General features: G+C 52.7%; 21 protein-coding genes. 13 read left to right on the forward strand and 8 right to left on the reverse strand.

The genetic code is table 11. From position 1 onward, the window contains the following. Nucleotides 1-40: 40 nt before the first annotated feature. The gene (locus JNJ77_11425; protein ID MBL8823190.1) at nt 41-658 is read right to left on the reverse strand and encodes a sigma-70 family RNA polymerase sigma factor; all 618 of its coding nucleotides are present in this window, start codon (nt 656-658) and stop codon (nt 41-43) included. 102 nt (nt 659-760) lie between these two features. On the opposite strand from JNJ77_11425, the gene JNJ77_11430 reads away from it, so the two are divergent. After that, nucleotides 761-4,717: a protein kinase gene (locus JNJ77_11430; GenBank protein ID MBL8823191.1), complete on the forward strand. Its 3,957-nt coding sequence runs from the start codon at nt 761-763 to the stop codon at nt 4,715-4,717. Nucleotides 4,718-4,897: 180 nt separating this feature from the next. Here the strand turns inward: JNJ77_11430 and JNJ77_11435 are convergent, their stop codons facing one another. Then, a complete protein-coding gene (locus tag JNJ77_11435; GenBank protein MBL8823192.1) occupies nt 4,898-7,639 on the reverse strand; it encodes a protein kinase in 2,742 nt (913 codons plus the stop codon). Continuing rightward, on the reverse strand, nt 7,636-8,247 hold the full coding sequence (locus JNJ77_11440) for a sigma-70 family RNA polymerase sigma factor (protein ID MBL8823193.1): 612 nt from the start codon (nt 8,245-8,247) through the stop codon (nt 7,636-7,638). Before JNJ77_11440 ends, JNJ77_11435 begins: the two co-directional genes overlap by 4 nt. 180 nt (nt 8,248-8,427) lie before the next feature. Here JNJ77_11440 and JNJ77_11445 point away from each other — a divergent pair, with 180 nt between their 5' ends. The 9 genes from JNJ77_11445 to JNJ77_11485 all read left to right on the forward strand — a co-directional run bounded on the left by JNJ77_11445 (nt 8,428) and on the right by JNJ77_11485 (nt 16,352). Then, on the forward strand, nt 8,428-9,066 hold the full coding sequence (locus JNJ77_11445; protein MBL8823194.1) for a cysteine hydrolase: 639 nt from the start codon (nt 8,428-8,430) through the stop codon (nt 9,064-9,066). After that, on the forward strand, nt 9,063-9,917 hold the full coding sequence (locus JNJ77_11450) for an alpha/beta hydrolase (GenBank protein MBL8823195.1): 855 nt from the start codon (nt 9,063-9,065) through the stop codon (nt 9,915-9,917). Before JNJ77_11445 ends, JNJ77_11450 begins: the two co-directional genes overlap by 4 nt. A 36-nt stretch (nt 9,918-9,953) precedes the next feature. After that, a complete protein-coding gene (locus JNJ77_11455; GenBank protein MBL8823196.1) occupies nt 9,954-10,787 on the forward strand; it encodes an alpha/beta hydrolase in 834 nt (277 codons plus the stop codon). Beyond that, nucleotides 10,784-11,302, forward strand: a complete 519-nt coding sequence (locus JNJ77_11460; GenBank protein MBL8823197.1) for a hypothetical protein — start codon at nt 10,784-10,786, stop codon at nt 11,300-11,302. Before JNJ77_11455 ends, JNJ77_11460 begins: the two co-directional genes overlap by 4 nt. 70 nt (nt 11,303-11,372) lie before the next feature. Beyond that, entirely contained in the window at nt 11,373-11,855 is a 483-nt protein-coding gene (gene dps, locus JNJ77_11465; GenBank protein MBL8823198.1) for a DNA starvation/stationary phase protection protein Dps, read from the forward strand. Continuing rightward, nucleotides 11,836-12,525: a hydrolase gene (locus JNJ77_11470; GenBank protein ID MBL8823199.1), complete on the forward strand. Its 690-nt coding sequence runs from the start codon at nt 11,836-11,838 to the stop codon at nt 12,523-12,525. Before dps ends, JNJ77_11470 begins: the two co-directional genes overlap by 20 nt. A 98-nt stretch (nt 12,526-12,623) precedes the next feature. Next, nucleotides 12,624-13,103, forward strand: a complete 480-nt coding sequence (locus JNJ77_11475; GenBank protein ID MBL8823200.1) for a hypothetical protein — start codon at nt 12,624-12,626, stop codon at nt 13,101-13,103. Next, entirely contained in the window at nt 13,103-14,911 is a 1,809-nt protein-coding gene (locus tag JNJ77_11480) for an amidohydrolase (protein MBL8823201.1), read from the forward strand. The genes JNJ77_11475 and JNJ77_11480 overlap by 1 nt, the downstream gene beginning before the upstream one ends. 367 nt (nt 14,912-15,278) lie before the next feature. After that, on the forward strand, nt 15,279-16,352 hold the full coding sequence (locus tag JNJ77_11485) for an outer membrane beta-barrel protein (protein ID MBL8823202.1): 1,074 nt from the start codon (nt 15,279-15,281) through the stop codon (nt 16,350-16,352). Between the two features lie 64 nt (nt 16,353-16,416). Here the strand turns inward: JNJ77_11485 and JNJ77_11490 are convergent, their stop codons facing one another. Genes JNJ77_11490 through kdpF form a run of 5 tightly spaced genes read right to left on the reverse strand, consistent with a single transcriptional unit; the run spans nt 16,417 to nt 21,254 of the window. Then, on the reverse strand, nt 16,417-17,007 hold the full coding sequence (locus JNJ77_11490; GenBank protein ID MBL8823203.1) for a potassium-transporting ATPase subunit C: 591 nt from the start codon (nt 17,005-17,007) through the stop codon (nt 16,417-16,419). Then, nucleotides 16,980-17,297: a hypothetical protein gene (locus tag JNJ77_11495; protein MBL8823204.1), complete on the reverse strand. Its 318-nt coding sequence runs from the start codon at nt 17,295-17,297 to the stop codon at nt 16,980-16,982. Before JNJ77_11495 ends, JNJ77_11490 begins: the two co-directional genes overlap by 28 nt. Continuing rightward, on the reverse strand, nt 17,297-19,447 hold the full coding sequence (kdpB, locus tag JNJ77_11500; GenBank protein ID MBL8823205.1) for a potassium-transporting ATPase subunit KdpB: 2,151 nt from the start codon (nt 19,445-19,447) through the stop codon (nt 17,297-17,299). Before kdpB ends, JNJ77_11495 begins: the two co-directional genes overlap by 1 nt. A 10-nt stretch (nt 19,448-19,457) precedes the next feature. Beyond that, the gene (gene kdpA / locus JNJ77_11505; protein ID MBL8823206.1) at nt 19,458-21,161 is read right to left on the reverse strand and encodes a potassium-transporting ATPase subunit A; all 1,704 of its coding nucleotides are present in this window, start codon (nt 21,159-21,161) and stop codon (nt 19,458-19,460) included. 12 nt (nt 21,162-21,173) lie between these two features. Then, nucleotides 21,174-21,254: a K(+)-transporting ATPase subunit F gene (gene kdpF, locus JNJ77_11510; protein MBL8823207.1), complete on the reverse strand. Its 81-nt coding sequence runs from the start codon at nt 21,252-21,254 to the stop codon at nt 21,174-21,176. 382 nt (nt 21,255-21,636) lie between these two features. Here kdpF and JNJ77_11515 point away from each other — a divergent pair, with 382 nt between their 5' ends. Genes JNJ77_11515 through JNJ77_11525 form a run of 3 tightly spaced genes read left to right on the forward strand, consistent with a single transcriptional unit; the run spans nt 21,637 to nt 25,928 of the window. Then, a complete protein-coding gene (locus JNJ77_11515; protein MBL8823208.1) occupies nt 21,637-22,971 on the forward strand; it encodes a sigma-54-dependent Fis family transcriptional regulator in 1,335 nt (444 codons plus the stop codon). Between the two features lie 12 nt (nt 22,972-22,983). Continuing rightward, nucleotides 22,984-24,813 (forward strand): HAMP domain-containing protein, encoded by a 1,830-nt coding sequence (locus tag JNJ77_11520; protein MBL8823209.1) that lies wholly within the window; start codon nt 22,984-22,986, stop codon nt 24,811-24,813. After that, entirely contained in the window at nt 24,810-25,928 is a 1,119-nt protein-coding gene (locus tag JNJ77_11525) for a universal stress protein (GenBank protein ID MBL8823210.1), read from the forward strand. The genes JNJ77_11520 and JNJ77_11525 overlap by 4 nt, the downstream gene beginning before the upstream one ends. The last annotated feature ends 196 nt before the right edge of the window (nt 25,929-26,124 follow it).

Here is a 26,124-nt window from a genome sequence, read left to right on the forward strand (position 1 = left end):
TTTGGAAAAAATGTTCTGTCGGGTTGGGCCGAAGGGGCCGTTACTGAATCAATTCGCCTATTTCCTGCTTCAAACGGCGTAAGATTCTCGATTTCGCCTGTCGAATGGCGGAGGGGGAGACGCCCATTTCTTCAGCGACCAGAGCTGGCTGCTGGCCATCAATGACAACACGCCAAAATGCCCGCCACGTCACTTCTTCAAATTCTTTCCGGACCAGTTCCAGGGCCCGGTGGTACAGATCATTCAGCATGACAGCACTGTCTTCATCAAGCCCTGGATCGGACTGATGTTGTGCAACATTGTGGATGAACAGCATAGCTTCGGTGCCACCACTGGCTTGCGGCTGCTTGCCCGTTTTTCGGAAGTACATCAGCACTTGATGGTTGACTATACCTCGCAACCAGCCACGAAAGGTATCTTCCGGTTTCTCTTTGCGGAAATGCTGCAACGATTGGGAAGCAGCATGGAACACTTCCTGCACAACATCATCGGAATCTGATTCCTGCACACCCCGGCGCTTTACCCAGTGCAGCACCAGGGGCTGGTAGAGTTCAGCCAACCGTTTCCAGGCATCTCCATCGTTTTCACGCAACCGAGCCAGTAGACTTAAGGAAGTCTTCTGGCTGGTATTCGTGCGATTTTCGCCTGGTGCTGACATCCACGTTTCCTGTCAATCCCGGTGCTGTCACACCAGATGCAATTATGATAATGGTGGAATGCACCGCTGGCATACCTTTATCTTGATTTGAGTTCACAAGACATGCCCTCCATGGATTCGTGTCCCACACCGGAGAAACTGCTGGCACTCCAGTTGGGAGAGCTGGATGAACTCACCAGCGAAGAATTGTTTCAGCACGCAGAGAACTGTCCAAGCTGCCTCAGCAACCTGGAAAAGTTGGATGGAGTCTCCGATTCAGTCATCCAGGTGTTACAGCAGAAAAGTCTTTACCAAGACAATCGGGCATTGGAGTCATCCCGGGAAGTACCGCCTTCTGGTGAAATGCCTCGATCACTCGGGCGATATCAGATACTCGAGGAAACCGGGCGTGGCGGCATGGGTGTGGTTTACCTGGCCTGGGATACCTCCCTGAAGCGCAAAGTAGCCATCAAGATGGTGGTCAGTGGAAAGTATGGAGGAAAACAGGAAGAACAGCGATTCCTCAAGGAAAGCGAGGTGGTTGCCAGGCTACAGCATCCCAACATTGTCCAGATTTATGAAGTAGGGCAACATCAGCAGTTACCATTCCTGGTGCTGGAGTGGATCGAAGGGGGGACACTGTCCCACTATCTGTGGTCGCACAAACTGGCTGCACGAGATGCCGCGGCTTTGATTGAACAGCTTGCTCGCGGGTTGCACTATGCCCATACCCTGGGGATCGTTCACCGTGATGTGAAGCCGAGCAATATCCTTCTGGCGACTCGCTCTGGCGCTTCCAGCATCAGTTCAGCCATGCTCTCAGTCAACCAGACAGCAGAGCAGCGAGCCAGAATCTCGCAAGCAGATTTACCGATCAGTGAGTTCATCCCCAAGATCACAGATTTTGGTTTGGCCAAGTTAGTGGATGACAATACGGCGTTGACTCAGACAGGTCAGGTGATGGGGACGCCGAGTTACCTTTCACCGGAACAAGCTCGCGGCAACAAACAGATCGGCCCGGCCACCGATATCTACGGTCTGGGAGCTATTCTCTATGAACTCCTCTCCGGTCAGCCACCACACGTTGCCAGCACATCGATGGAGACGGTGCTAAAGGTCATTCAGGAAGAGATCAAGCCGCTATCTCAGATCGGCAAACCCATACCCCCGGACCTGGCGACGATCTGCCATAAGTGCCTGATGCGTGATCCGGGCAATCGCTATGCATCAGCCCTGGACCTCAGCAACGATCTACAGCGGTTTCTGCGAGGCGAGCCTATTTCCGCTCGCCCGGTTACCAGTTGGGAACGTCTCTGGTTCTGGTCGCAACGTAAGCCTGCTTTGGCTGCTACTATTCTGATAGCTCTGCTATTTCTTCTCGTCGGCAGTGTAGTCTCTCTGTTCTTTGCCATTAACGCCAACTTCCATGCTGAGGAAGCCACCAAACAAGCACAGCGTGCCGACGCGGCCAGCAGGCAAGCGATGGAGGAGCGTAAACTGGCTCATGCACAATCGGCATCGTTACTCTTTAACCAGGCCATGACACTCGCCGAAGGTGGCAAGATCGATCAGGCAATCCCATCGATGCTGCGCGCCTGGAAACTGGTACCCGAGGAAGATACCGCCTTTCAGAATGCCATTCGTCTGAATATCGATGCATGGCTGCAATATGTACCACGGGTGCTCTGGCAGCACGATCTCCATGACGAAAGGGTACTGTGTTTCATTAATGGTGGCGATGAACTGTTGACCTGGAAGGATGGGTTCTTTCTTCGCCGCGATACCTACACGGGCAAACTGAACGAGCGCGTCAAACTCGATGCCATCAACGAACCGCTCAACATCACTTCAGTGCCGGATGAAAACCGATTCGCGTTGATCGATGCAAAAGCCGTTCCCGGTCTCCGCATAGGCTATCTCTTTGATGCGAAGACCCTGCGACCCCTGGGCAAGCCCATCACCATGATGAAGGAAGGCAGGAAATATGGCTTCTGTCGTATCCATTTCCTGGACGATCCAGATCTGGTTGTTGTCCGATCGGAGTTACTTGATGTACCTATGAACAAAAGGAGTATCCTCCAGGCATTTCACATCAAAGATGGCACACCAGCTGGCCCAGAAATCATTGGCAGTATTCTTGGTGTCTTGGAGCCATTAAAGTCTGCTGACGGCACATGGCTCGTTCTCGAAGGCGATGCTGACGGCAACCACAGGTGCAGAACACTACTGACCGGAAAGGAGATGTCTCAGGAAACTGTTATGCAGTATCCATCCATCCATTCACCTGCCCGGAATATCGTTCATCTTAGTGCAGCATCATTAATGGGCGGGCAATTGTATCTTCAGAATGGCAAGTATCGCCCTTGGTCCCCCCGCTCGTTCAATAAACATCCCAATGGCGTAATCGGGCTGGCCTTCGAATCAAACAAGACTCTTCGCTTTTATGATTTGGCGGATCAACAGCCGTATATGACTACCATTACTTCGCTTCCCAGTGCCCAAAGCAGCCTGATGAATCCATCAAATCCCACGCTTGCTCTTTGCAACTCAAACCTCATCAGAATGTATGATGAGGCAAGAATGTTACACTCACCTGAGGTCATCAAGAATCAGGCAATAAAGCTGGAATCGCCGTTTAGCAGCGCGTCCCTGAGCCCTGACCAGAAAAGTCTGATTCTGATACAGCAACGACAGAATTCGACCCGTGCCTTCCTGATGCGTACGGACACAGGTGATTACTACGGCACTGCAATTCACGATGTCGAAATTCTGCCTACCTGGAGTCACGACAGTCGACTGGTGGCACTAGCCTCCAATCATGCACGAACGGCACATCAGATCAAGGTGGTCGATGCCATAACAGGCCGCTTGCTTCACACCATTAACGAGGTGCCGCAATACGTCCATTCATTGGCCTTCAGCCACGACAAACGCTACCTGGCGATTGGTATGGTAGCTGGCATTTTGCTGTATGACTTTCAAGAGAACAAGTTTCTTAATCAGCAAGATTATGCTGTACCTCTGAGCTTCCGTCATCCTGGCCCAGTTATCACCCTGTCGTTCACCGAGGACGACAAGCAACTTCTGTCAGCAACTCGACACGGTTGGAGTACTCAGCCGGGCTTCCGGATTTGGGACATGAAAACGGGTTCAGCAGTAAATGAACTCGTTCCGACATCATATGCTCCATTGATCCGTCTCGATCAGAAACAGCAACAGATTTGCATGATCGACCTGAAGCAGGCTGAAGTCACACGGTTCTCGATGAATGGAAAGGTGCAGGGTAATGCAAAACGTCTGGAAAAGTATGAACTGCAGGAAGTCAGCTTAGAAAAAAACGAAAGCAGCCTTGCACTCAATCAGAGTTTGACACGCCTGGCGGTGGGCAACACGGAAGGGGTGGTTGGGCTATGGAACCTGGAGAACGGTACTCGCATTGGTGAGTACCAGGACCACAACGATATTATTCGGCAGATGATCTTCAGTCCTGATAACCGCTGGCTGGCCATTGGTGTTGGAACTCATCGCGTTCGTATCCGTGACGCCATCACTGGTCTGGCAGTCGGGCCAATCATTCATAACCACCATCGCATTCTTACCTTAAGATTCAGTCCCGATAGCCGTTCGCTCCTGATCATGGATGAGAGTGGCATCGCAAGTACCTGGCCGTTACCTGGACCATCTGATCATGATCGCACCTGGTATGAACAATATGCTGAGGCATACACCGGGACTGCCCTGACCCAGGAAGTGCCACGCTGGCTGAGTACTGACGAGTTATCCCAGCGACGACAAGTATTGGCAGGGTTTCCGAATACTGCTCTTCGTTCGAAATCGCAGCGGTATCGCGAGCAGGCACTCGAATACTGGAGACGCCGACTCGATAAAGCTGCACTCTACTATCTGGAAAAGTGGTCAACATCTGAGCCTGACAATCACCAGCCACTCCTGATCCAAACCGAAATCTACCTGGCAACCAGCAACATGAAGTTAGCGGACCAATGTCGAAAGGAACTGATCAAGCGAGGCAACGAAACTGAGGTCGTGAGACTTTATCGAAGATACAACATCGATGATTGATAGTGGGAAATATGCTCATCGTTGTTCCACAGGAACTAGTCATGCGCGAAATGGAAGAGTTGAGTATTGTAGGAGGACACGAGAGGGGACACAGCCCACTCATGCTCAGCAAAGGCCTAGAAAATCAAGTTGAAAGCTACATGTAACCAAGGGATACGTTGCCCCTTAGTCATCCATAAGCTACTTTCCCCCAGTATGAAGGATCAACTGCTCCGCTTCCTTTCGCAGAATATGGTAGATCCACTGTTCGCGGGTTAGTGCATTGGTAACTTTCCAATCGAAGTTGTGCAGGGCCTCGTTGAGCAGATGCTTAGCCTGGCGGTCGTTACCTTGCTTGAACGAGACCATTGAGAGAACCAGTTTGGGAGCTGGTGGCAGAACTCCAGATGCTTTGCCCTGAAGGATGAGAGCTGCCTCATCAAATCGATCAAGTCGATACTCAGCCAAAGCATAGGCAAATAGAAAGTAGGGTTCCACCCAGTCGGGAATTGTTTTCTTGTCAGCGCTGAGAGCCTGAATGATCAACTTGCTGCCAGTTTTGGATAATGCCGATGAGTTTGAGAATAGTAAACAGGTTCTTCCTAACCGTTCACAATCACGAGGATCATTCGGAGAACCGAAGTGTTTCAGCAGGAAGTTGCAGGCGCGGGTGTACTCAGCAGAATCGTCTAGGAATAGACATAACTCAGCGTAACCATCCCAATCCTCGAAGTTGGTTGAACGGCCTTGCAGTAGGCTCCGCCAATACTCCTTCGCTTCCTGAGGTTTGCCCAGTTGTATCAGGTAACCCACCACTGCACGACGGATATCACTCAACTCAGGCTTCACAGCAAGCACCCGTTTCCATTCGTCGATAGCCTGCTCCGTTTTTCCCAAAGTGGCCAATGAAGTACCAAGGCTGATTCTTGCTATGTTGAATCCGGAATCTACATTCAGAGCGCGACGAAAATAGGGGATTGCTTCTACATCTTGCTTAAGCTTGGCATGGCAGATGCCGAGCTTATAGTTCACCCACGATGAATCAGGCCGCACCGCCAGAGCAGCACGCGAGTAACTCAAGGACTTCATAGTGTCCAGATTCTCGAGCAAATGGCAGAGTTCGAAGTTTACCCAAAAGTCGCTTGGGTGCTGTCGCTGAACACGTTCGAGAAAGGAAGTAGGATCACCTCCCAATCGCCGCCAGCGCGTGCCAAAAGCCACCATAAGGGTAACAGGTTGTGCCGCCACTTCGGCATCCTCGGCGAGTGCCGGGAAGTTTTCTTTCTTCGCCCAGCCATCGGTATCGCGTATCCTATCACGCCAGGGATCGGGATCTAAGCGTCGAGCAACACGCAACACCCAATCGCGTTCCTTTTTCTCGGCACATGCTGCCCAGTCGTCGAGAGCCGCGACTAAGGCCTTTCGAACCGGTGAATGCAACATTTTGTCAGCTGTGATTTCTGGATCATCTTGATATGTGCCAAGGTCAGCATTAAGGAAAATAGCTTCATACTGCTTACTTGATGCGGCATAATTGATGTTGCCATTATCCTGCAGGCGGTCGCGACCCAGGCGGACCGAATCGAGTTCTTCGACCAGGCTCAGCTGTGAACGAGCTTGTTCGATCTTGTCCTGTAACTCCGGATCGTCGGTGTGGGCATCTTGCAGTACGGCACGTGCTTCGGCGAAACGGTTCTCTTGCTGCAAGCGGGACATGTAGGCCAAGCGATCCGTCCATCGGGCTGATTCAGCCCGATGCCTGACACGATATTCCTGTTCTCTCCAAAGGGCACCCAAGGCAATAACACAGAGGAGGACGGCGGTCAGGATCAAGCCGGTGGTTGAAGGATGTCGATGTATCCAGCGCCAGGTTCTTTCTGTACGACCCACCGGACGGGCATGAATTGGTTCACAACGAAGGAACCGATGAAGATCGTCCGATAACTCGTTCGCTGAGCGGTAGCGATGATCTGGGTTTTTGCGAATGCATTTAAGAGCAATAGTTTCCAGATCTTTGGGTACTCTCGGATTGAGCCTGGAAGGAAGTACCGGCTCTTCTGAAATGACCTGCCTCTCCGTTTCTGAAGCAGTCTCGCCTCGAAATGGCGGACGCCCGGTGAGCATTTCATAGAGTATCGCCCCAAGCGCGTAGATATCTACCGTGGGACAAATGGAGTTGGGCTGCCCCAATGCCTGTTCGGGAGCCATGTAGCTTGGCGTTCCCAGTTTGGCCCCACTCATTGTCAAATCGGAATCATTACTGAGCTTACGTGCCAATCCAAAGTCAGTGATTTTGAGTGTACCATCGCTCGTGAGAAGAATATTCGATGGTTTCAGATCACGATGAACAATGCAACTCGCATGGGCAATGGCCACTGCATCAGCAAGAAGAATGGCTTTCTCTGCAGCCTGCCTGGTTGGAAGGGGTGTACCAGCCAATGCCTGGGCCAGGCTGCCACCTTCGACAAACTCCATCGTGTAATAGGGTTGGCCCTGATTCTCACCTACATCATAAATCTGGATGATATTTGCACTGTGAAGCGATGCCACCGCTTCTGCTTCACGCTGGAATCGCTCCTGTTCGATGCTTCCTCGATAGGTCATGCCCAGCAGCATCTTGAGGGCCACGATACGGTTGAGATTCAACTGCCTGGCCTGGTAGACAACTCCCATGCCCCCTTGGCCAAGTACAGACAGGATTTCGTAGCCAGGTATTTGTAGTGTGTTGATGGATCGGTTTAAAGTAGGAGACGAAGGGCCATTCCTTCCATCGGTTGAGCTTGGGAAGAAGGCATCAAGCTCGCCCTGTAACCGAAATACTTTCTCCCAGCGAGCCTGGACTGCAGGCAACAGTTCGGGGAAATCCCTGCAAACCTCTTCTGGGGTCAGCTCAGATTCGAGTAACTCCTCTACCAGCTCATTAATCCGTGGATCATCAGTCATATCACCATCTCGGTAGATCCATCAGGCCGTAGGTCGCTCAATTTGTCAGCAAGAATCAACAGGCCTTTGTTCAGCCTTCGTTGTATGGTCTTCTGCGATACGCCCAGTACACGGGCAACTTCGGAGTATTGCAATCCCTGGATGCGTATCAAGTTGAACACCTCACGCTCCACTTCCGGCAACTCATCAATGGCTTCCAGCATTCGCTGGGCATTCACCGTGACGGCGGAATTACTGCTGTCCTGGATCATTGCCTCGGGCGAGGAAAGCGTCGGTATCCATGTATCTAAGCGTCGAGCCAGGTCATTCAGTTCCCAGCGTATATGCTGACTCGCCAGACCGAAGAACTCTCTCACAGTGTGGGGCCTGGCTTCATGCATGGCTTTGAGTAACCGTTCCACAACTGCACTCAGCATTTCATCAGCCTGCAGATTCAGTGGTGGTTTGGTGAGACGCGGATAGCTGCGAAAAAGAAAGTGTGAGCAGAGTAGCCTGAGCCGATGCACGGAACGGCCAAGCAGTTCACGCACAATCGGTTCGACCGGCTTGTTGCCATCCAGTTCATTCAAATAGCGCTGAACGGCAGCGGTAGTCTGTTCTTCCTGCATGAGCAAGTTCGGTAGTTAAGCTCAAAGAAACGACGGTGTGTCCACCCCTTACGCTTAGTTGCACAAAGGCAGTGCTGATTTATGAATTACCAGCACGCGTGAGAAGATTCTCCTGTTCGCTGATCATCAAGACAGCACGGTTCAACATGACAGGCTTGATATATTCCGGAGGGTTACCCTATGGCGGGCCATAGCTATCGGCAGGGACACAGCGCACTACTCTTGATTGATCCCTATAACGACTTCCTTTCCGAAGGTGGAAAGCTCTGGCCAATGCTGGCCGCCGTAGCATGCGAAGTCAATCTGTTGGACAACCTTCGTAAGGTGGTTTCCGTATTCCGTCAGTCAAAATGTCCAGTCTTTATTGTGCCCCACCATCGCTTTGAGCCTGGTGACCTTGATCAATGGGATCATCCCACTCCCTATCAACTGGGCTCCGTGCAAGCCCAGGTTTTTGCCAAGGGGTCGTGGGGAGGAGACTGGCATCCTGAGTTTGCTCCGCAGCCTGGTGATATTGTGGTCAAAGAGCATTGGGGATCGAGTGGTTTTGCGAACACAGACCTGGGCTACCTCCTGAAGCAACATCGGATCAGGCATGTGATCCTGATCGGTTTAATTGCCAACACATGCATTGAGACAACCGCTCGCTTTGCAGTCGAACTGGGCTATCACGTAACGCTGGTACGTGATGCCACAGCGGCCTTGAGTCAGGAAGCCATGCATGCCGCTCATAACATCAATGCTCCTACCTATGCTCACAAGGTGATGAATACCGCGGAGCTGGTTCAACTGATGCAATCGGAGGAGGTGATTTCATGACAACTACTGCCAGAAACGTGCCGACACAGTTTGTTCAGACGCGAGGGAGAACCCTGGCGTATCGACGAATTGGCCAGGGACCCCCTCTAGTGCTTTGTTTAAGGCTTCGTGGTGTTATGGATGTGTGGGACCCTGCCTTTCTGGATGCACTGGCTGCACACTTTACCGTAATCACGTTTGACTACACTGGATTGGGACAATCTTCTGGTGAACCGGATTACCACCGGGAAGCGCTGGCACAGGATGCCAAGGATTTGATCGATTCGCTTGGTATGGATCGTGTAATTATTGGTGGCTGGTCATTGGGTGGATTGGCAGCACAAGTTTTCGTGGCTCGGTATGCCGAACGAGTCAGCCATGCAATACTGATTGGGACAGGGCCTCCCGGCAAGCAACCATACGCTGTTGACCCTATATTTATGCCAACTGCCATGAAGCTTCACTACACGTTGGAGGATGAGTACATTCTGTTCTTTGAGCCGGCCTCCGACGCGAGTCGCCGAGCCGCTAAGGCTTCACACGATCGCATTGCTTCACGCCAGACAGATACCAGTCCGATTATTCCAGAAGCGACATATCTCAAACTTGTCAGAGAATCAAGTAGTCCGGAAGCCATCTTTGCCGACCCAGAGCAGTTCTACTTCAGAACACTGTCGCAAACCAAGGTGCCCATACTGGCAATCTGTGGTGATCACGACATCGTATTTCCTGCGGAGAACTGGTATGCACTCAATCGCCAATGGCAAAGCCTTTCTGTTCTGACTTTCCCGCAAGCTGGACACGGCCCGCAGCATCAGCATCCAGAGTTGTGTGCGGAAACAATCGCTTCGTTTGTTCACCACATAAAGTGACAGAAATACTGTGAGCACAACGATTGGGGTACAAGCATGAGTACGATTCGAACAAAAGACGGCACACAGATTTACTACAAGGACTGGGGCCAGGGACAGCCCATCGTCTTCAGCCATGGCTGGCCACTTAGCGCCGACGACTGGGATGCCCAGATGTTCTTCTTTGGACAGAAAGGATTTCGCGTTATCGCTCATGACCGCCGAGGCCATGGACGGTCTGACCAGACTTGGCTTGGCAACGAGATGGATACCTATGCAGATGATCTCGCTACTCTGGTCGAATCGCTGAATCTGAAAGATGCCATCCACATTGGTCACTCCACGGGAGGTGGCGAAGTGGCTCGTTACCTGGGTCGACATGGTACACAGCGGGTTGCGAAGGCTGTGCTGATCGGTTCGGTACCGCCGATTATGGTGAAGTCACCCAACAATCCCGTGGGTTTGCCTCTGGAACTATTCGATGGCTTTCGAAAATCACTACTGGCAGATCGTGCCCAGTTCTTTCGCGAAGTGCCCTCAGGGCCGTTCTATGGCTTCAATCGTCCAGGTGCCAAGATATCGCAGGGCCTGATTGATAATTGGTGGCGGCAAGGCATGATGGCTGGAGTCAAAGCGGTTTACGACTGCATCAAAGCCTTTTCCGAAACGGATTTCACTGAAGATTTGAAGAAGATCAACATACCGACACTGATCATGCATGGCGATGACGATCAGATTGTGCCTAATGCCGGTTCAGCTATGCTTTCCAGCAAGCTGGTCAAAAACTCCACACTTAAAGTCTATCCCGGGTTCGATCACGGTATGTGCTCAACCCGTCATGAGATCATCAACAATGATCTTCTTAAGTTCATTCAGGGAGGCACTCTATGATTATCGGCATGAATCCGCTGACATTCATCCACGTCGTTATCAGCCTCGTGGCTATTGCTACGGGCTTCGTCGCACTCTACGGTCTGCTCAATAACAAGCGACTTGAAACATGGACAACCATCTTTCTGGCAACCACCGTAGCCACCAGCGTAACGGGGTTCCTATTCCCTTTCGTGAAGTTCCTGCCTTCCCATGCGTTTGGAATATCATCCCTGCTCATACTGCCGGTTGCCTACTATGCCCGCTATGTACAACGACTCGTGGGCCGTTGGCGATGGGTGTACATCATCTCGGCAATGCTGGCTCTTTATCTCAATGTCTTTGTGCTCATCGTGCAGGCATTTCTCAAGATACAGGTGCTTCACGATCTGGCTCCGACACAGCAGGAACCGCCATTCCTGATCGCTCAACTGGCAAACCTTGTGATCTTCATGACGCTGACAATTCTGGCAATCAAGCGGTTCCAACCAGTGCAAGTTGTTCCAGGAAATACTGGTGAAATACGCACCGCCTGATGTGCTTGCCTCTTCGCAGTTATGCTGCTTTCCCATAGAGCAAAGGCAGGAACACTTCAAGAGTAACAGCATGCACAAGACCAAGAATGATCTGCCTGAGAAAACTCGACAGGCCTCCATTGAACTGCTCAATGCCAGGCTGGCCGATGCCATTGATCTGCAGTCGCAGACCAAGCAGGCACACTGGAACGTAAAAGGCCCAAACTTCATCGGGTTGCACGAGTTGTTTGATAAGGTCAATGAAGCTGTAGAAGACTATGTGGACGATCTTGCTGAGCGTGCTGTTCAACTGGGAGGTGTTGCTGAGGGCACCGTTCGGATAGCATCCAAGCGATCCTCATTGGCAGAATACCCGGCTGGCACCACCAATGGCCACAGCCACGTTGAAGCTCTTTCTTCAGCATTAGCAGCTTTCGGAAAGTCCGTCCGCCAAGCCATCGACGAGGCTGACAAGCTTGGCGATAAGGATACTGCTGATCTCTTTACCGAGGTTTCTCGTGGTATCGATAAATGGCTCAGATTTTGGAGTTATCATGGCAATTGCCAAACGTAGCGAAAAAGGTCTTCTCACCCACGAAAACTGTGTGGTCACCATCATCGATCTGCAACCGCAGATGTTGTTCGGCGTCTGCAACTTCGACAGGCAATCGATCATCAACAATAATCTGGTGCTGCTCAAGGCATCGAAAGTATTTGGTGTGCCAGTCGTTTTGAGCACCGTGGAGACTAAAGGCTTCAGTGGCAACATGTGGCCTCAGATCCAGGCCATTTATCCACAGCAAAAGCCCATTGAGCGTTCTTCGATGAACTCCTGGGATGACGAAAACTTTGTTGCTGCCGTAAAGAAGACAGGGAAAAAGAAAATCGTGTTAGCCGGACTGTGGACAGAAACGTGTGTTGCCTTGCCAACCATCCAGGCGATTCATGATGGCTACGAAGTGTATGTTGTGGAAGACTGTTGTGGCGATGTCAGTGCCCTGGCACATGACAATGCCATGAAGCGCGTCATACAGGCTGGCGCCAAGCCCGTTACAGCACTTTCGGTGATGCTGGAATGGCAGCGTGACTGGGCACAAAAAGACACCTACGATGCTGTCATGGACATTGTAAAGAACCACTGTGGCGCTTACGGTGTAGGCGTTGAATATGCCTACACCATGGTCCACAAGGCTCCAGAAACAAAGTTTCCGGAATACAAAGTACCTGTCTCTTCTGCTCATTGAACCCAACCATGCAGCAACCGGAACCTGTCACGATTCTGATCACTCGTCTCGTACGTGCCGGATAGGAACAGTCCTTTGAGGAAAAAGTAAAAGACTGGATCCAGCGAGCACTGAAATTTCCGGGCTATCTTGGGGTGCACATGCTTCGCCCCATGCCAGGCAGCAGGGAATACGGGGCAGTCATCAAATTCAATTCCAGAGATGATTGGCATGCATTTCGTGATTCTGCCGAATATCGTGGGTTTGTGGAATCACTGCGCCCTATGCTCGAAACCGAGCCGAAAATTGAAACGATCTGCGGACTGGAAAGCTGGTTCACACCTCTGGGCCAACAATTCACTCGTGTACCGCCGCGCTGGAAAATGGCCGTGGTTACCTGGGTTGGCGTTTCGCTGACGGTCTATATCGTCAGTTGGTTGCTCAGTCCGATGACAAATCACTGGCCCACGTTGCTTGCCTACATGTTTGCCAACGCCGTGGTGGTTGCCGGACTGACCTGGATTGTCATGCCTCTTCTCAATCGAGTGTTCCGTCCCTGGTTATTGCCTGCCCATCGGCCTGTAAGTGGAGTCCACTGATGCACACACCAGATCTGATCTTGCATAACGGCAGAATCACCACCCTGGATGCGAGCAAACCCGAAGTGACTGCAGTGGCCATTGCGGCCAACAGGTTTTCTGCAATTGGCGATGATGCGGAGATACTACGCCTGAAAGGAAATGCTACGAAACTGATCGACCTGGGTGGGCGGCGTGTTATTCCGGGATTAAACGATTCGCATTTGCACCTGATTCGAGGCGGGCTGAACTACAACATGGAGCTGCGATGGGATGGCGTGCCTTCACTGGCCGATGCCCTACGTATGCTGAAAGAGCAGGCCCAGCGAACGCCTCCGCCACAATGGGTGCGTGTTGTTGGTGGCTGGACAGAGTTTCAGTTCGCTGAGCGCAGGCTACCTACTCTGGACGAAATTAATGCGGTTTGCGCTGATACACCGGTCTTCGTTCTGCATTTGTATGATCGTGCGTTGCTCAACGCCGCAGCCCTGCGTGCCTGTGGCTACACGAAGGACACGCCTAATCCTCCAGGTGGTGAAATCCAGCGTGACAAGTTAGGGAATCCGACAGGCCTACTCATCGCCAAGCCAAACGCCATGTTACTCTATGCAACGCTGGCCAAGGGGCCGAAGCTGCCAGCTGAATATCAATTGAACTCGACACGGCAGTTTATGCGAGAACTCAATCGCCTGGGGTTGACCAGTGTGATTGATGCAGGTGGTGGTTTCCAGAACTATCCCGAAGACTACCAGATCATGGACGAACTGCACCGTCGGGGCGAGATGACGGTGCGAGTGGCATACAACCTTTTCACTCAGCACCCCAAACAGGAATATGACGACTTCGCCAAATGGATCGCCATGACCAAACCTGGTGCCGGCAGCGACTTCTACCGAATGAACGGTGCAGGGGAGATGCTGACATTTTCCGCTGCAGACTTTGAGGATTTTCTGGAACCCCGTCCCGATCTTTTTCCATCACTCGAAGAAGAGCTTACTCGCGTTGTTGGCCTGCTGGCTAAACATCGCTGGCCATTCCGACTGCATGCAACCTACGATGAATCAATTTCGCGGTTCCTCAATGTCTTTGAAACAGTAAATCGTGATGTTCCTTTTGATGGCTTGCGTTGGTTTTTTGATCATGCAGAAACAGTAAGCGAACGCAACCTGGATCGCATCAGGGCTCTCGGTGGCGGAATTGCTGTCCAGCACCGCATGGCTTACCAGGGTGAGTACTTCATCAATCGGTATGGCGCAAAGGCAGCAGGCAATTCGCCGCCCATAACAAAGATGCTGAAAACCGGAATACCTGTTGGAGCAGGCACCGATGCCACACGCGTAGCCAGCTACAACCCTTGGGTCTCACTCTATTGGATGGTTGCTGGCAAGACGGTTGGGGGTACAACGCTCTATTCCGAAAACAATCGATTAGACCGCCTCGAAGCCCTTCGAAGATACACCCAAGGAAGCGCGTGGTTCTCAGGTGAAGAAACAAACAAAGGCGCCATTACACCTGAACAACTGGCAGATGTAGCTGTGTTGAACAATGACTACTTCACTGTGCCCGAAGAAGAAATCAAACGCATCGAATCGATACTCACCATCGTCGATGGTAAAGTGGTATATGGAGCAGGTACCTATGCCACATTATCACCGACTGTTCCACTCGCAATGCCCGACTGGTCGCCGGTGAAACACTATGGCGGCTACCATCGTTCAGCTATTCAACCAAAAGGAGCATCAATAGCGGGACATAATCTGATGGCAATGCTTGCCCCCTGCTCAAGCGCCATCTGGGGTACGATGGGCTGTGACTGTTTTGTGTTTTGATCCTTGAACTGGTGTAATAAGTGGTGACCGGGATTGGTTAAACTGCGTAAGTCTAACTGAAAACTAAACTTAGAACGCCTTGCCACCAGGCTCATAATCCCTTGGTTGCAGGTTCGAATCCTGCTGGGCCCATTAGACATTTTTCTTGCTTGAACTTTTCTGACATAGTGAACCGCTGAAGTCCTTTTAGATGGAATGCCGATGAAACAGGAAAAGCTATCGCTAATGCGCTGCTGTCACAGCTTTGGCATCCACGTCGATAAGGGCTGTGGCCATGGAAGTACTTACTGGACTGTTGTTATTGACATGCATTTTGGATGAGACGCAACAAGCGGCAAGTGATCCTGCGCCTGAGGTCGGGTGGCTCATGCAGTCGCTGGCCGGCACACGGGCAGGATGCTGGCTTAATGCCCATCAAACAACCATCAGTGGCTGGAGCAATTTCTCATTCACCGGTAGTTCGGCTGGGCAGGATCAACTGCCGATGGGGTTCAACTATCAAGCCAATGAGTTTCTGTTGCAACAGAACTGGTTGAGGATCGATAGACCACTCGATACCGAAGCCAAGACCCCCTCATGGGGCTACCATGCTGATCTGATTCTGCCCGGCAGTGACTACCGCTTCACAGTCGCACGTGGACTGTGGGACAGCCAGTTGACTGCCAACAACGGGCAACCCAATACTTACGGCATCGATCCCGTCCAGTTCTATGCCCAGTGGTATCTGCCTGAGTTCGGACAGGGACTGGAAATCAAAGCTGGTCGCTTCTTCGCTCAGTATGGAGTGGAGAGCATTGATGCCTCGCTCAATGCCCTGGCTTCGCGTTCGTATACGTTCATCTACAATCCGTTCACCCACACTGGTGCAGTCACCACTCTGAAACTGAACGACGACTGGAGTGTGCAGAATGGCATCGTAACCGGCTCCGATGTCTTTATTGATTCAGCAGCAAACCCCACCTACATCGGCAGTATCAAATGGGCGCCGAAGGATGGCAAAGCCAGTGCCCTCTTCGCAGTGATCCTCGGCAATGGTCAGTTCGATGTTTCTGAGAACTTCCACAACCCACAAATATTCGATCTGGTCCTCACCTACAAACTATCTGACAAGCTCACCTGGACCGGCGAAGGGCTCTACGGATTTACCAATGATGTCCCAGGCATCGGCTACGCGAATTGGTATGGCATCGTCAACTATCTGACCTACCAGGTCTGCGACACTCTCTCAGCCACCACACGTGTCGAATTCTTTGATGACATACAGGGACAGCGAACAGGTTACGCCGGGCTTTATTCGACAGTGACGACGGGCTTCACCTACAAGCCCAAGCCCTGGCTCTGGATTCGCCCCGAAGTACGTTATGATCACAACGATGCCCGGCCATTTGAAGGGGAATCGAAGCTGATCACCGCTGCCTTTGATGTACTCATACGCTGGTAAAGGAAGTAAGGGGATCGGCTGTCACGTCGATCCCCTACCCCAGCGACTGGCTGAATCCAGTCAACTATCGTTGTTCAGCGAAGGATTTCTGCAGTACCAGATTGAGTTCGAGTACCTTCACCAGTGGTGGACAACCTGCCAGGCCAAACATTGGTTCATAGGCGTGTTCTTTCAGCAATTTGTCAATGATCGCTTCTGTTTGCGATTCCTGTTGCTGAGTCTTCCTGGCCCACGCCTGTGCAATGCGTTTCATCTGTAGCTGTGCATTCGCCAAGGTGATGTGGGGGTCCAACCCCGAGCCGGATGCAGTTACAGCATCAGCAGGTATAGTGCCGGTTGACTGGAGGGTCTTGAGCGCAGCTACCACTCGTTCACGGAGTTTGGGATTGTTCGCCCCTAGGTTGGAACCACCCGAGCCAGCAGCGTTGTAATCCACTGCAGAAGGACGTGGCTGAAACCACTCATCCCCCTTGAACGGTTGAGCGATGAGACGGGAGCCGATAACAGTGCCTTTCGCATCAGTCAGCAAGCTGCCTGCAGCCTGGCTTGGGAATAGTCCCATTCCAATGAGAAACAGCAAGAGTGGATAGCCGATGCAGCACAGCAGCACCGTACCGGCCACAAGAATCAGTTGTGCACGGAAATGGCTGATAATTGCGGTATTCCTTCTTCAGCAAGAGTATTGTTCGTGTCGATTTCCATGGCTCCACCGGTGATGGCACCAGCTGCTGTTCCAAGAATGATCAGGGCGACATAGTCCCAGTAAATGGAACCTGGACAGAGCATGAACGCGAAGAGCAGACCAGCCATCCCGCCAATGCCCGACCAGAGTACTATCACTGCGAGCACCTCGCCCTCACGAGTAAGCTGGCTCCAGATACTGACAGGTGCGTTCTGAGCATCATTCCAAGTGGTCGAAGAGTCCCAGGTAGAAGGCGTGATCATCAGGCACCCCATACTCCAGCAAGAACCATGTCAATCAGCTTGATGCCTACGAAAGGCACCAATACCCCGCCCAATCCCCACACCAGCAGATTGCGTCGCAACAGTGCATCGGCACCGACCGGACGGTAAGTCACACCCTTGAGTGCGATTGGTATCAGACAGGGAATGACGATGGCGTTGAAGATCACCGCTGACAGAATGGCAGACGTCGGCGAAGCCAGATGCATGAAATCGAGGGACTTCAGCCAGGGCAACGTGTCCGCAAAGAGTGCAGGAACGATGGCGAAGTACTTGGCCATATCGTTGGCGATGCTGAACGTGGTGAGAGCCCCACGGGTCATCAGCAACTGTTTTCCTACTTCCACGACTTCGATGAGCTTGGTCGGATCGCTATCAAGATCGACCATATTCCCTGCTTCTTTGGCTGCCTGGGTACCACTGTTCATGGCCACGCCGACATCAGCCTGGGCGAGGGCCGGTGCATCATTGGTGCCATCGCCCATCATGGCTAACAGCTTGCCCCCTGCCTGCTCGCTACGAATGTAGGCCAACTTGGCTTCGGGAGTCGCCTCCGCAATGTAGTCATCTACGCCGGCCTGCTCAGCGATATGCTTGGCAGTCAGTGGGTTGTCGCCAGTCACCATGACGGTTTTCAGGCCCATTCTTCGGAGTCGTTCGAAGCGATCACGGATGCCGGGCTTCAGAATGTCTTCGAGCACTACCATACCTGCGATGCGGTTGCCTTCGCAAACCAGTAGTGGTGTAGCACCTTGTCCGGCAGCCTGCTTGGCTTGCTCTTGAACCACTTCAGGAGTGGTGCCGTGATTGTACTTGATATATTTCAGCACCGCATCGATAGCCCCCTTGCGAATGCTCTCACCATTGGGAATATCGACCCCACTCATGCGGGTTTGAGCACTGAATGGGACAAAGTGAGCATTGGCCGGAGGTTCCGCAGCCATGATGTTAACACCGGGTTGTCGCCGGTAGAGTTCGACAATGCTCTTGCCTTCCGGCGTCTCATCAGACGCTGAAGCCAGGGTTGCCAAGCGACCCACTTCGACAGCGCTGTAATCCCCGAAGGGCACGAAGCGGGTTGCCCGGCGATTCCCCATGGTGATCGTGCCGGTCTTATCCAGAAGCAGCGTATCGACATCGCCCGCCACCTCGACCGCTTTGCCACTCTTGGCGATGATGTTGGACCGAAGAGCCCGATCCATTCCTGCAATACCAATCGCAGCGAGCAAGGCACCAATAGTGGTAGGAATCAGGCAAACCAGCAGTGCCACCAGCGTCGGGATATCGGTACCCAGGCTGGAGACTGCAGGCACCCCATTGAAGTCAGCCATGTACTGCTCAGCATGACGTGCCAGTGGCCAGAGTGTTGCTGTGACGATGAGGAAGATCAGCGTGAAAGCTGCCAGAACAATGGAAAGTGCTATTTCATTGGGTGTACGCTGCCTCTTGGCACCTTCGACGAGGGCGATCATCTTGTCGAGGAAAGATTCGCCTTGCTTGACCGTCACTTTGACGAGGATGCGATCGGAGAGTACTCGTGTACCACCCGTTACACCAGAACGGTCGCCACCCGCTTCACGAACCACCGGAGCAGACTCACCGGTGATGGCTGATTCATCGACGGATGCAACGCCTTCGACGATTTCTCCGTCAGCAGGGATCAGTTCACCTGCCACCACCAGTACCACATCACCCTCTGCCAGTTGAGTAGAGACGGTGGTCTCCAAATGCTTCTCACTTGCAGCCGAGAGAGAGACCACCTGTTTGAGTCGAACCGCAGGTGTTGCCTGACGTGTCTTTCGCAAAGCATCGGCCTGGGCTTTACCCCGTGCTTCTGCCAGTGCTTCTGCAAAGTTGGCAAACAGTAGCGTGATGATGAGCCAGGCATTGAGCGTCATTAAATAGCTGAGCGGTACCTGAGTTGCTTCCGGGTTGAACACCGCAGCGAAGGTGTAAAGGAGGGAAAGAAAAGTTCCCACCTCGACCACGAACATCACCGGGTTCTTCCAGAGAATGTCAGGCCGTAGCATCACGATGGAACGCCAGGCAGCGACCTTCAGCAACTCAGGTGCGAAGATGCTTAAGCTGCGACTTTGACGGCGAGCCAATTTCGGCTCATTCACAGCGATCACGGGTAACTCCTTATTTGCCGAATGGCATAGTGCCAAGGTGTTCTGCAACTGGTCCTAACGCAGCGACGGGAAGGAATAACAACGCACCGACCAGGATGATGGTACCTAGCAGCACGAATCCAAAGGTGAGCGTTTCGGTACGAAGGGTTCCGGTGGTAAAGGGAGTTCGCTTCTTAGCTGCCAGCGATGCAGCCAGGGCAATCGGGGCAATGATCGGCACAAACCGGCAGATGAGCATCACCAGCCCTGTAGCAATGTCCCAAATCACAGCTCGTTGATTGCTTGGCAGCTTCTCAGGATTGCGGAAGTCGTCAGCGGTGCCAACCGTATCAGCCAGACCTTCGAAGCCTGAACCATTGTTCGCGGAGGCGGACGAGAATTCGTAGAGCATTTCGCTCAGCCCATGGGGGCCAGGGTTGTTCACTGCACCGGTACCCCAATCGCTGATGGCTGCGATACCTGTCGGAACCAGGATCATCAGCGGATGGATGAGGAGTGCCAGCATAGCCAGCTTCATTTCGCGGGCTTCCACTTTCTTGCCCAGGTATTCCGGGGTCCGTCCTACCATCAGGCCAGCCAGGAAGACCGCGACAATGAGATAGACCAGAAAGTTGATCATCCCCACACCAACGCCACCGAAGATGCAGTTTAGCCACATGCCTGAAAGTGGTGTCAACCCAGAAAGGGGGTTCAGGCTATCGTGCATGCAATTGACGGAGCCGTTTGAAGTGCAGGTGGTAATCGCTGCCCACGTTGGGCCAGCTGAAGGACCAAACCGAAGTTCTTTCCCTTCGAGGTTGCCGTTAATTTGATCCAGTGGCAGTGAATGCAAACCGGGGTTAGGCTGCAACGTATCGGTGGCGATACCCCAGATGAGGAAGGTCACCAGGAACAGAAGCATCACTCCAAAGAGAAGTGTCGCATGCCGTTGGGCTTTCAGCATGTTGCCAAAGAGGAACACACAAGCCATGGGGACGAGGATGATGGAGATACATTCGAGATTGTTTGTCCAGGCAGAAGGGTTTTCAAAGGGATGGCACGAGTTCGCACCGAAGAAGCCACCACCATTGGTTCCCAATTGCTTGATAGCCACGATGGCTGCCACGGGGCCACGGGCGATGGTTTGGTCACCAACAGCCAGCGTCTTCACCGCCGCAGCGCCTTCCAGTGTCATGGGCACACCACCTGCCAGCAGGAGTACACCAACGATGATAGACAGAGGCAAAAAGACCCAAACGACACCGCGCCATAAATCGACATAGAAATTGCCTACGTCTATATCACCCCGCAAGGCACGGATGATGACGAGCAGCGCAGCCAAGCCGATAGCAGGTGTCACGAACTGCTTCCAGCAGATGAAGAAGAGCTGGCTGAAGTACGAAAGATGCACCTCGCCGGAATAGTGCTGGAGATTCGTGTTGGTCAGGAACGATGCGGCAGTGTTGAAGATCGTCGTCGGTGCCAGCATCCCCTTGTTATCAGGATTGAGTGGCAACCACGGCTGAAGCAACAACACCAGGAAGCCAATCACAAAGACGAGCACATTGAAACTCAGCATCGCCAGGCAATACTGCTTCCAGTTCTGTGCACCGGTATCGAGCTGCTTTTCAAGCCAACCTTGTGCAGGACGATCCAGCACTTTCGTGAGATAACGACCGAGTGGAATCGAAAGAAGTACAGCTACGAACACTATCAGCAATGGCAGCAGCCACATGAGATCAAGCTCCTAGAACCACTCTGGTCGCAGCAACGCTGCCACCAGATAGGCAAGTAGAAAGAGGGTCAGGATGATGGTGATCCAGATCATGTCAGCACCTTAAACCCGTTCGCAGAATCGGACGAAGGCGATCATGCCAGCCAGGGCGACGAGGCCCAGAAGCAACATCCCAACGTACCAGGGAAGGAAATCCATGATGCACTCCGGTTGAACCTCGTGATGGAATGCACGGAGCGTGCCAATGGCTTGGAGTTATCGAAAGGTGCTTGGAACTAGGGCGATTGATGAGGCACGTGGAAAGTGAATCGTGCAAGTTGCATGGTGGATCGTGCGGATTGCAAGATGGCTGACATCAACATGGTTGAATACGAGAACAAACCCCTCACCCCGGTGGAGAGAGGGGAGTAAGTGAAATTGTCACTCGGCTGGCATAAGAGTCGCATAATAATGGAATGCACTCAGAGGGGAAGCGTTGCGTCTTTTGATTGTTGATGACGAAGTCAGTTTGCGGCGAACCTTGCGACTGACACTGGAGAGCATGAAGCATCAGGTAGCGGAAGCTGCCAACGGTGCTGCTGCGCTCCATCTCGTCAGCAAGGAAGACTTCGATATCATCCTCGTCGATCTGAAGCTAGGCCGCGAATCGGGTCTCGATGTGTTGTCGCAATTGCTGCAAAGCAATCCCACCGCAGGCATTGTGGTGATGACTGCCTATGCTGGTATCGATACTGCAGTGGAAGCCATGCGGCGGGGAGCGTTCGACTATCTCCCCAAGCCGTTCACTCCGGAACAACTGCGACTCCTACTGAACCGCTGGCAGGAACTGCGTGGCTTACGCAGTGAAGTCAACAATTTACGTGAACAAATTAGGCGAGCGCTACCTGAAGTCGATCTACAGACCGTTGTGCCTGCGATGCAATCTGCACTGGATACAGCCTTCCAGGTGGCACCATCGGAAGCAGCGGTGCTGCTTCGTGGCGAAAGTGGTACAGGCAAAGGGGTGCTCGCCCGGGCCATCCATGCCAAAAGCAAGCGGGCCAATGCTCCATTCATCACGGTGCATTGCCCCAGTCTCTCCGCTGAGCTTCTCGAAAGCGATCTCTTTGGCCACGTCCGTGGGGCGTTCACTGGAGCATTTGAAACCACTCAAGGCAAGGTCGCAGCAGCGGAAGGTGGCACTCTCTTCCTGGATGAAATCGGCGACTTGCCTATAGCACTACAACCCAAGCTGCTTCGCTTCCTGCAAGAGAAGGCATACGAGCGAGTGGGAGATACGCAGACCCGCATCGGCGATGTACGCATCATCACAGCCACCAATCGCGATCTGGAAGCAGCGGTTCGTGCGGGTATGTTCCGCGAAGACCTGCTCTATCGACTCAACGTCATCGAGATCACCCTGCCTGCCCTTCGTGAACGTGTACCAGACATCGCTGTACTCGCCAAAAACCTGCTGGCATTCTTCGCTGAGCAGGCAGGCAAGCAGGTGACCGGGTTTACTCACGAAGCATTGGCTGCTCTGGAACACCATCGCTGGCCCGGCAACCTGCGTGAACTTCGCAATGCCATCGAACGGGCAGTGATCCTGGCAAGTGATCAGGAGATTGGCCTGACACAGCTTCCAGTTCCAGTAACAAAACTGCACAAGGGGGAGATGTTTCAGTTAGGAGGCAACGTCACCCTGGAGGAACTGGAAGCGGAGCATCTGCGTTTGGTGCTTTCACGTGCAGCATCGCTGGAGGAGGCAGCAAGTATTCTGGGTATAGATGTCTCCACGCTGTATCGCAAACGCAAGAAGCTGGGATATTAATTGGGAGGTCGGATGCATACTACGCTTCGACGCCGGTTGCTGCTGATTATCGCTCCAGTGTTCTTGCTGTTGATCGTTACAGGCGGCATCGGTGCGTGGATCATTGTCTTACTTGGCCAACGCAGCAGCACTATCTTACGGGAGAATTATGACAGTGTGCGGGCCATGACGAGGATGCTGAGTGCACTGGAGCGTATCGACGAAGCACATCGTCAGGCAGCTTCCGGTATCAGTGGCCAGATGCGTGCTCTCCATCAACAAAGCTGGGCTGAGTTTGACCAACAGATGTCGATCGAAGAGAACAATATCACCATATTGCCTGAAGAACAGCAGCTGGTCGCATTACTGCAGCCTGCGGCAAAGCGATATCGTCAGATGAGTGATACCTACCTGGTACAGCCTGATAAGCAATTACTCATCTCGCTGACCGAGCAACACGCCGAAGTCGTATCGCTGGCCTTACAGATTCGTGATCTGAATGATACCCATATGTATCTGGCCAGCCAGGCAGCGCGAACGACTGCGCAACGGGCCATCGTCGGGATTTGTGCTGGGCTGATAGTCGCCCTCGCAATCGTACTGCTGGCCTTATGGTGGATGGATCGCACCGTCGTCGTTCCCCTGAAGGCGATGCGGGATGCCGCTCGCTCCATAGGCCAGGGTGAATTGCAGTTAGTAGTGCCCGTACTTAGTCATGATGAAATCGGTGATTTGGCGAACGAGTTCAACGCTATGACGCGCAAACTCCGTGGCTACAAGCAGTCAGATCTTGAAACACTTCGCCTTGCCCAGCAAACCCGTCAGGCGACCATTGATTCGTTCCCCGATCCAGTCATCGTGCTCAATCCGCAAGGACAGCTTGAATCAGCCAATCCCGCTGCTCAACAACTTTTCGGAATTAGCTCACCCAGTCCTGATAATACAGGGCCACACTGGGTACCTCCTGAGCAGTTGCAGAAAATGGTCGAGAATGCCCGCACACAACGACTTAACATAGAAAGCAACAGTTTTCGTGACGTTGTGACATTTCGCTTCAGCAATGAAGAACGTGCCTACTTACCGCAAATCCGGCGGATCGAATCGCCAGAGCAGGCTTACCTCGGCACTGCTGTGGTTCTTAACGATGTCACTCGGTTTCGGCTTCTGGACAAGTACAAAACTGATTGGGTTGCTACGGTCAGCCATGAACTGAAGACGCCCCTTACCAGCGTTCGTTTGGCGGTGCATGTGCTGCTGGAGGAAGTGGTTGGCTCTCTAAATCCGAAACAGATAGAACTCCTGCTCGAAGCACGTGACGGCACCGAACGGCTCTTCAAGCTCATCGAACAATTGCTTGCACTGGCTCGGCTGGAAGACTCGGCGGAGCTTTTGCAGCGAGAAATGGTGGATATTCGTGCATTATTGCAATCATGTATTGATGAGGTGCAATCGCGGCTGGATGACAAGCAGCTTGAATTCACATTGGATGTCGCTCCACGCATGCCTTTGTCCTTCCTCGATCCCATTCGACTCAAGCGGGCTGTGTCCAACCTGCTCGATAATGCGATTCAGTACACACCGCGAGGGGGGAGAATCATGCTACGAGCAGAACCGACATCGACCAACCATATTAAACTCACGTTGAACGATTCCGGAGTGGGCATCCCTGCTGAGTATTTACCGAAGGTCTTCGACCGTTTCTTTCGCGTCCCAGATCAGGATCAAACCCCGGGCACTGGCTTGGGCCTGGCCATCGTGAAGGAAATCGTCGAAGCACACGGTGGAGAAATCGCCTGCGAAAGCCAGTCGGGTCAAGGTACCGCATTTATCATCACGCTGCCAACGAGCGGGGGTGCGGAATGACGCCAAACCGCGACCCTGAACACTTTCTCGGCCTCATTCGCTCGCAGCAACGCGGAAAACTGAAGATATACCTCGGCTTCGCTCCCGGTGTCGGCAAAACCTACGAGATGCTTCAGGAAGGCCAGCGGCTGCAGAAGCAGGGAATCGATGTCGTCGTCGGAATCCTGGAAACACATGGCCGTACCGAAACGGCAGCACAGATTGGCACCCTGGAGCTAATACCTCGCAGAATGGTGGAGTATCGGGGAGTAAAACTCGAAGAACTGGACCTGGAGGGTCTACTTCGACGCAAGCCTACCGTGGCACTCATTGACGAACTGGCTCACACGAACGCTCCAGGCTCTCGCAACAGCAAACGTTATCAGGATGTAGAAGAAATCCTGCGGGGTGGCATCCATGTCATTACCACTCTCAACATCCAGCACATCGAAAGCCTCTACGATGTGATCGAACAATTCACCGGCATCAAAGTTAAGGAACGCGTGCCGGATCATGTGCTTGCTCAGGCTGATCAGATCATTAATGTCGATGTCGCCGCCGAGGATTTACAGGACAGGCTGAAGCAAGGCAAAGTCTATCCACGCGAGCGTGTCGAACGCGCCTTGGCGAACTTCTTCACCGCGGAGAATCTCAGTCGTCTGCGTGAACTTACCCTGGAGGAAATTGCTTCTGCTCTCGATCGTCAGCGCCAGCAGCGTACCGGGACTACCGTCAATGCTTCCGACCGCGTGATGGTCTGCCTCAGTTCCCGCAGTCCTAACCTCCATCGGCTCCTCCGCAAGGCTGCACGCCTGGCAGATCGCTTCAACGCACCCCTTTATGCTGTCTATGTGCAGACGCCCCGTGAAGCCATGGACAAAGTCGATGCCGCATTGCAGCGGCAGATCACGGAAGCCCAGACCCTTGCTCAGCAACTCGGCGCTATTCCGATGCAGTTCAAAGGTGAGACATTCGAAGCCACCGTGGCAGCTTTCGTTGCCGAGTACAACATCACTCATATCGTCATGGGCCGTTCCCAGCTTCCCTGGTATCGTCGCTGGTTTGGCAACTCCCCCGTGGAACGATTGCTGTCCCAGGTGCCCATGGTCGATGTGACTTTGGTGGATGTGAAGTAGCGATTGATCAGTACTGACCACGGAGTTTGTTTACGATCTCTTCTGCCGTGTGCATCTTACTCTTCATGTCCTTTTCCCTCCTTCTAACCAGGTCAGTTGCCAGCTAAAGCCGATTTCTGTCTTACTTACTTTCAATCAGGTTGGAATATTATCTCACACTGGGTGAAATTGTCCGTATATGTCCGATTATGCATGA

Source organism: Planctomycetia bacterium (genome assembly GCA_016795155.1).
Lineage (GTDB): Bacteria > Planctomycetota > Planctomycetia > Gemmatales > HRBIN36 > JAEUIE01.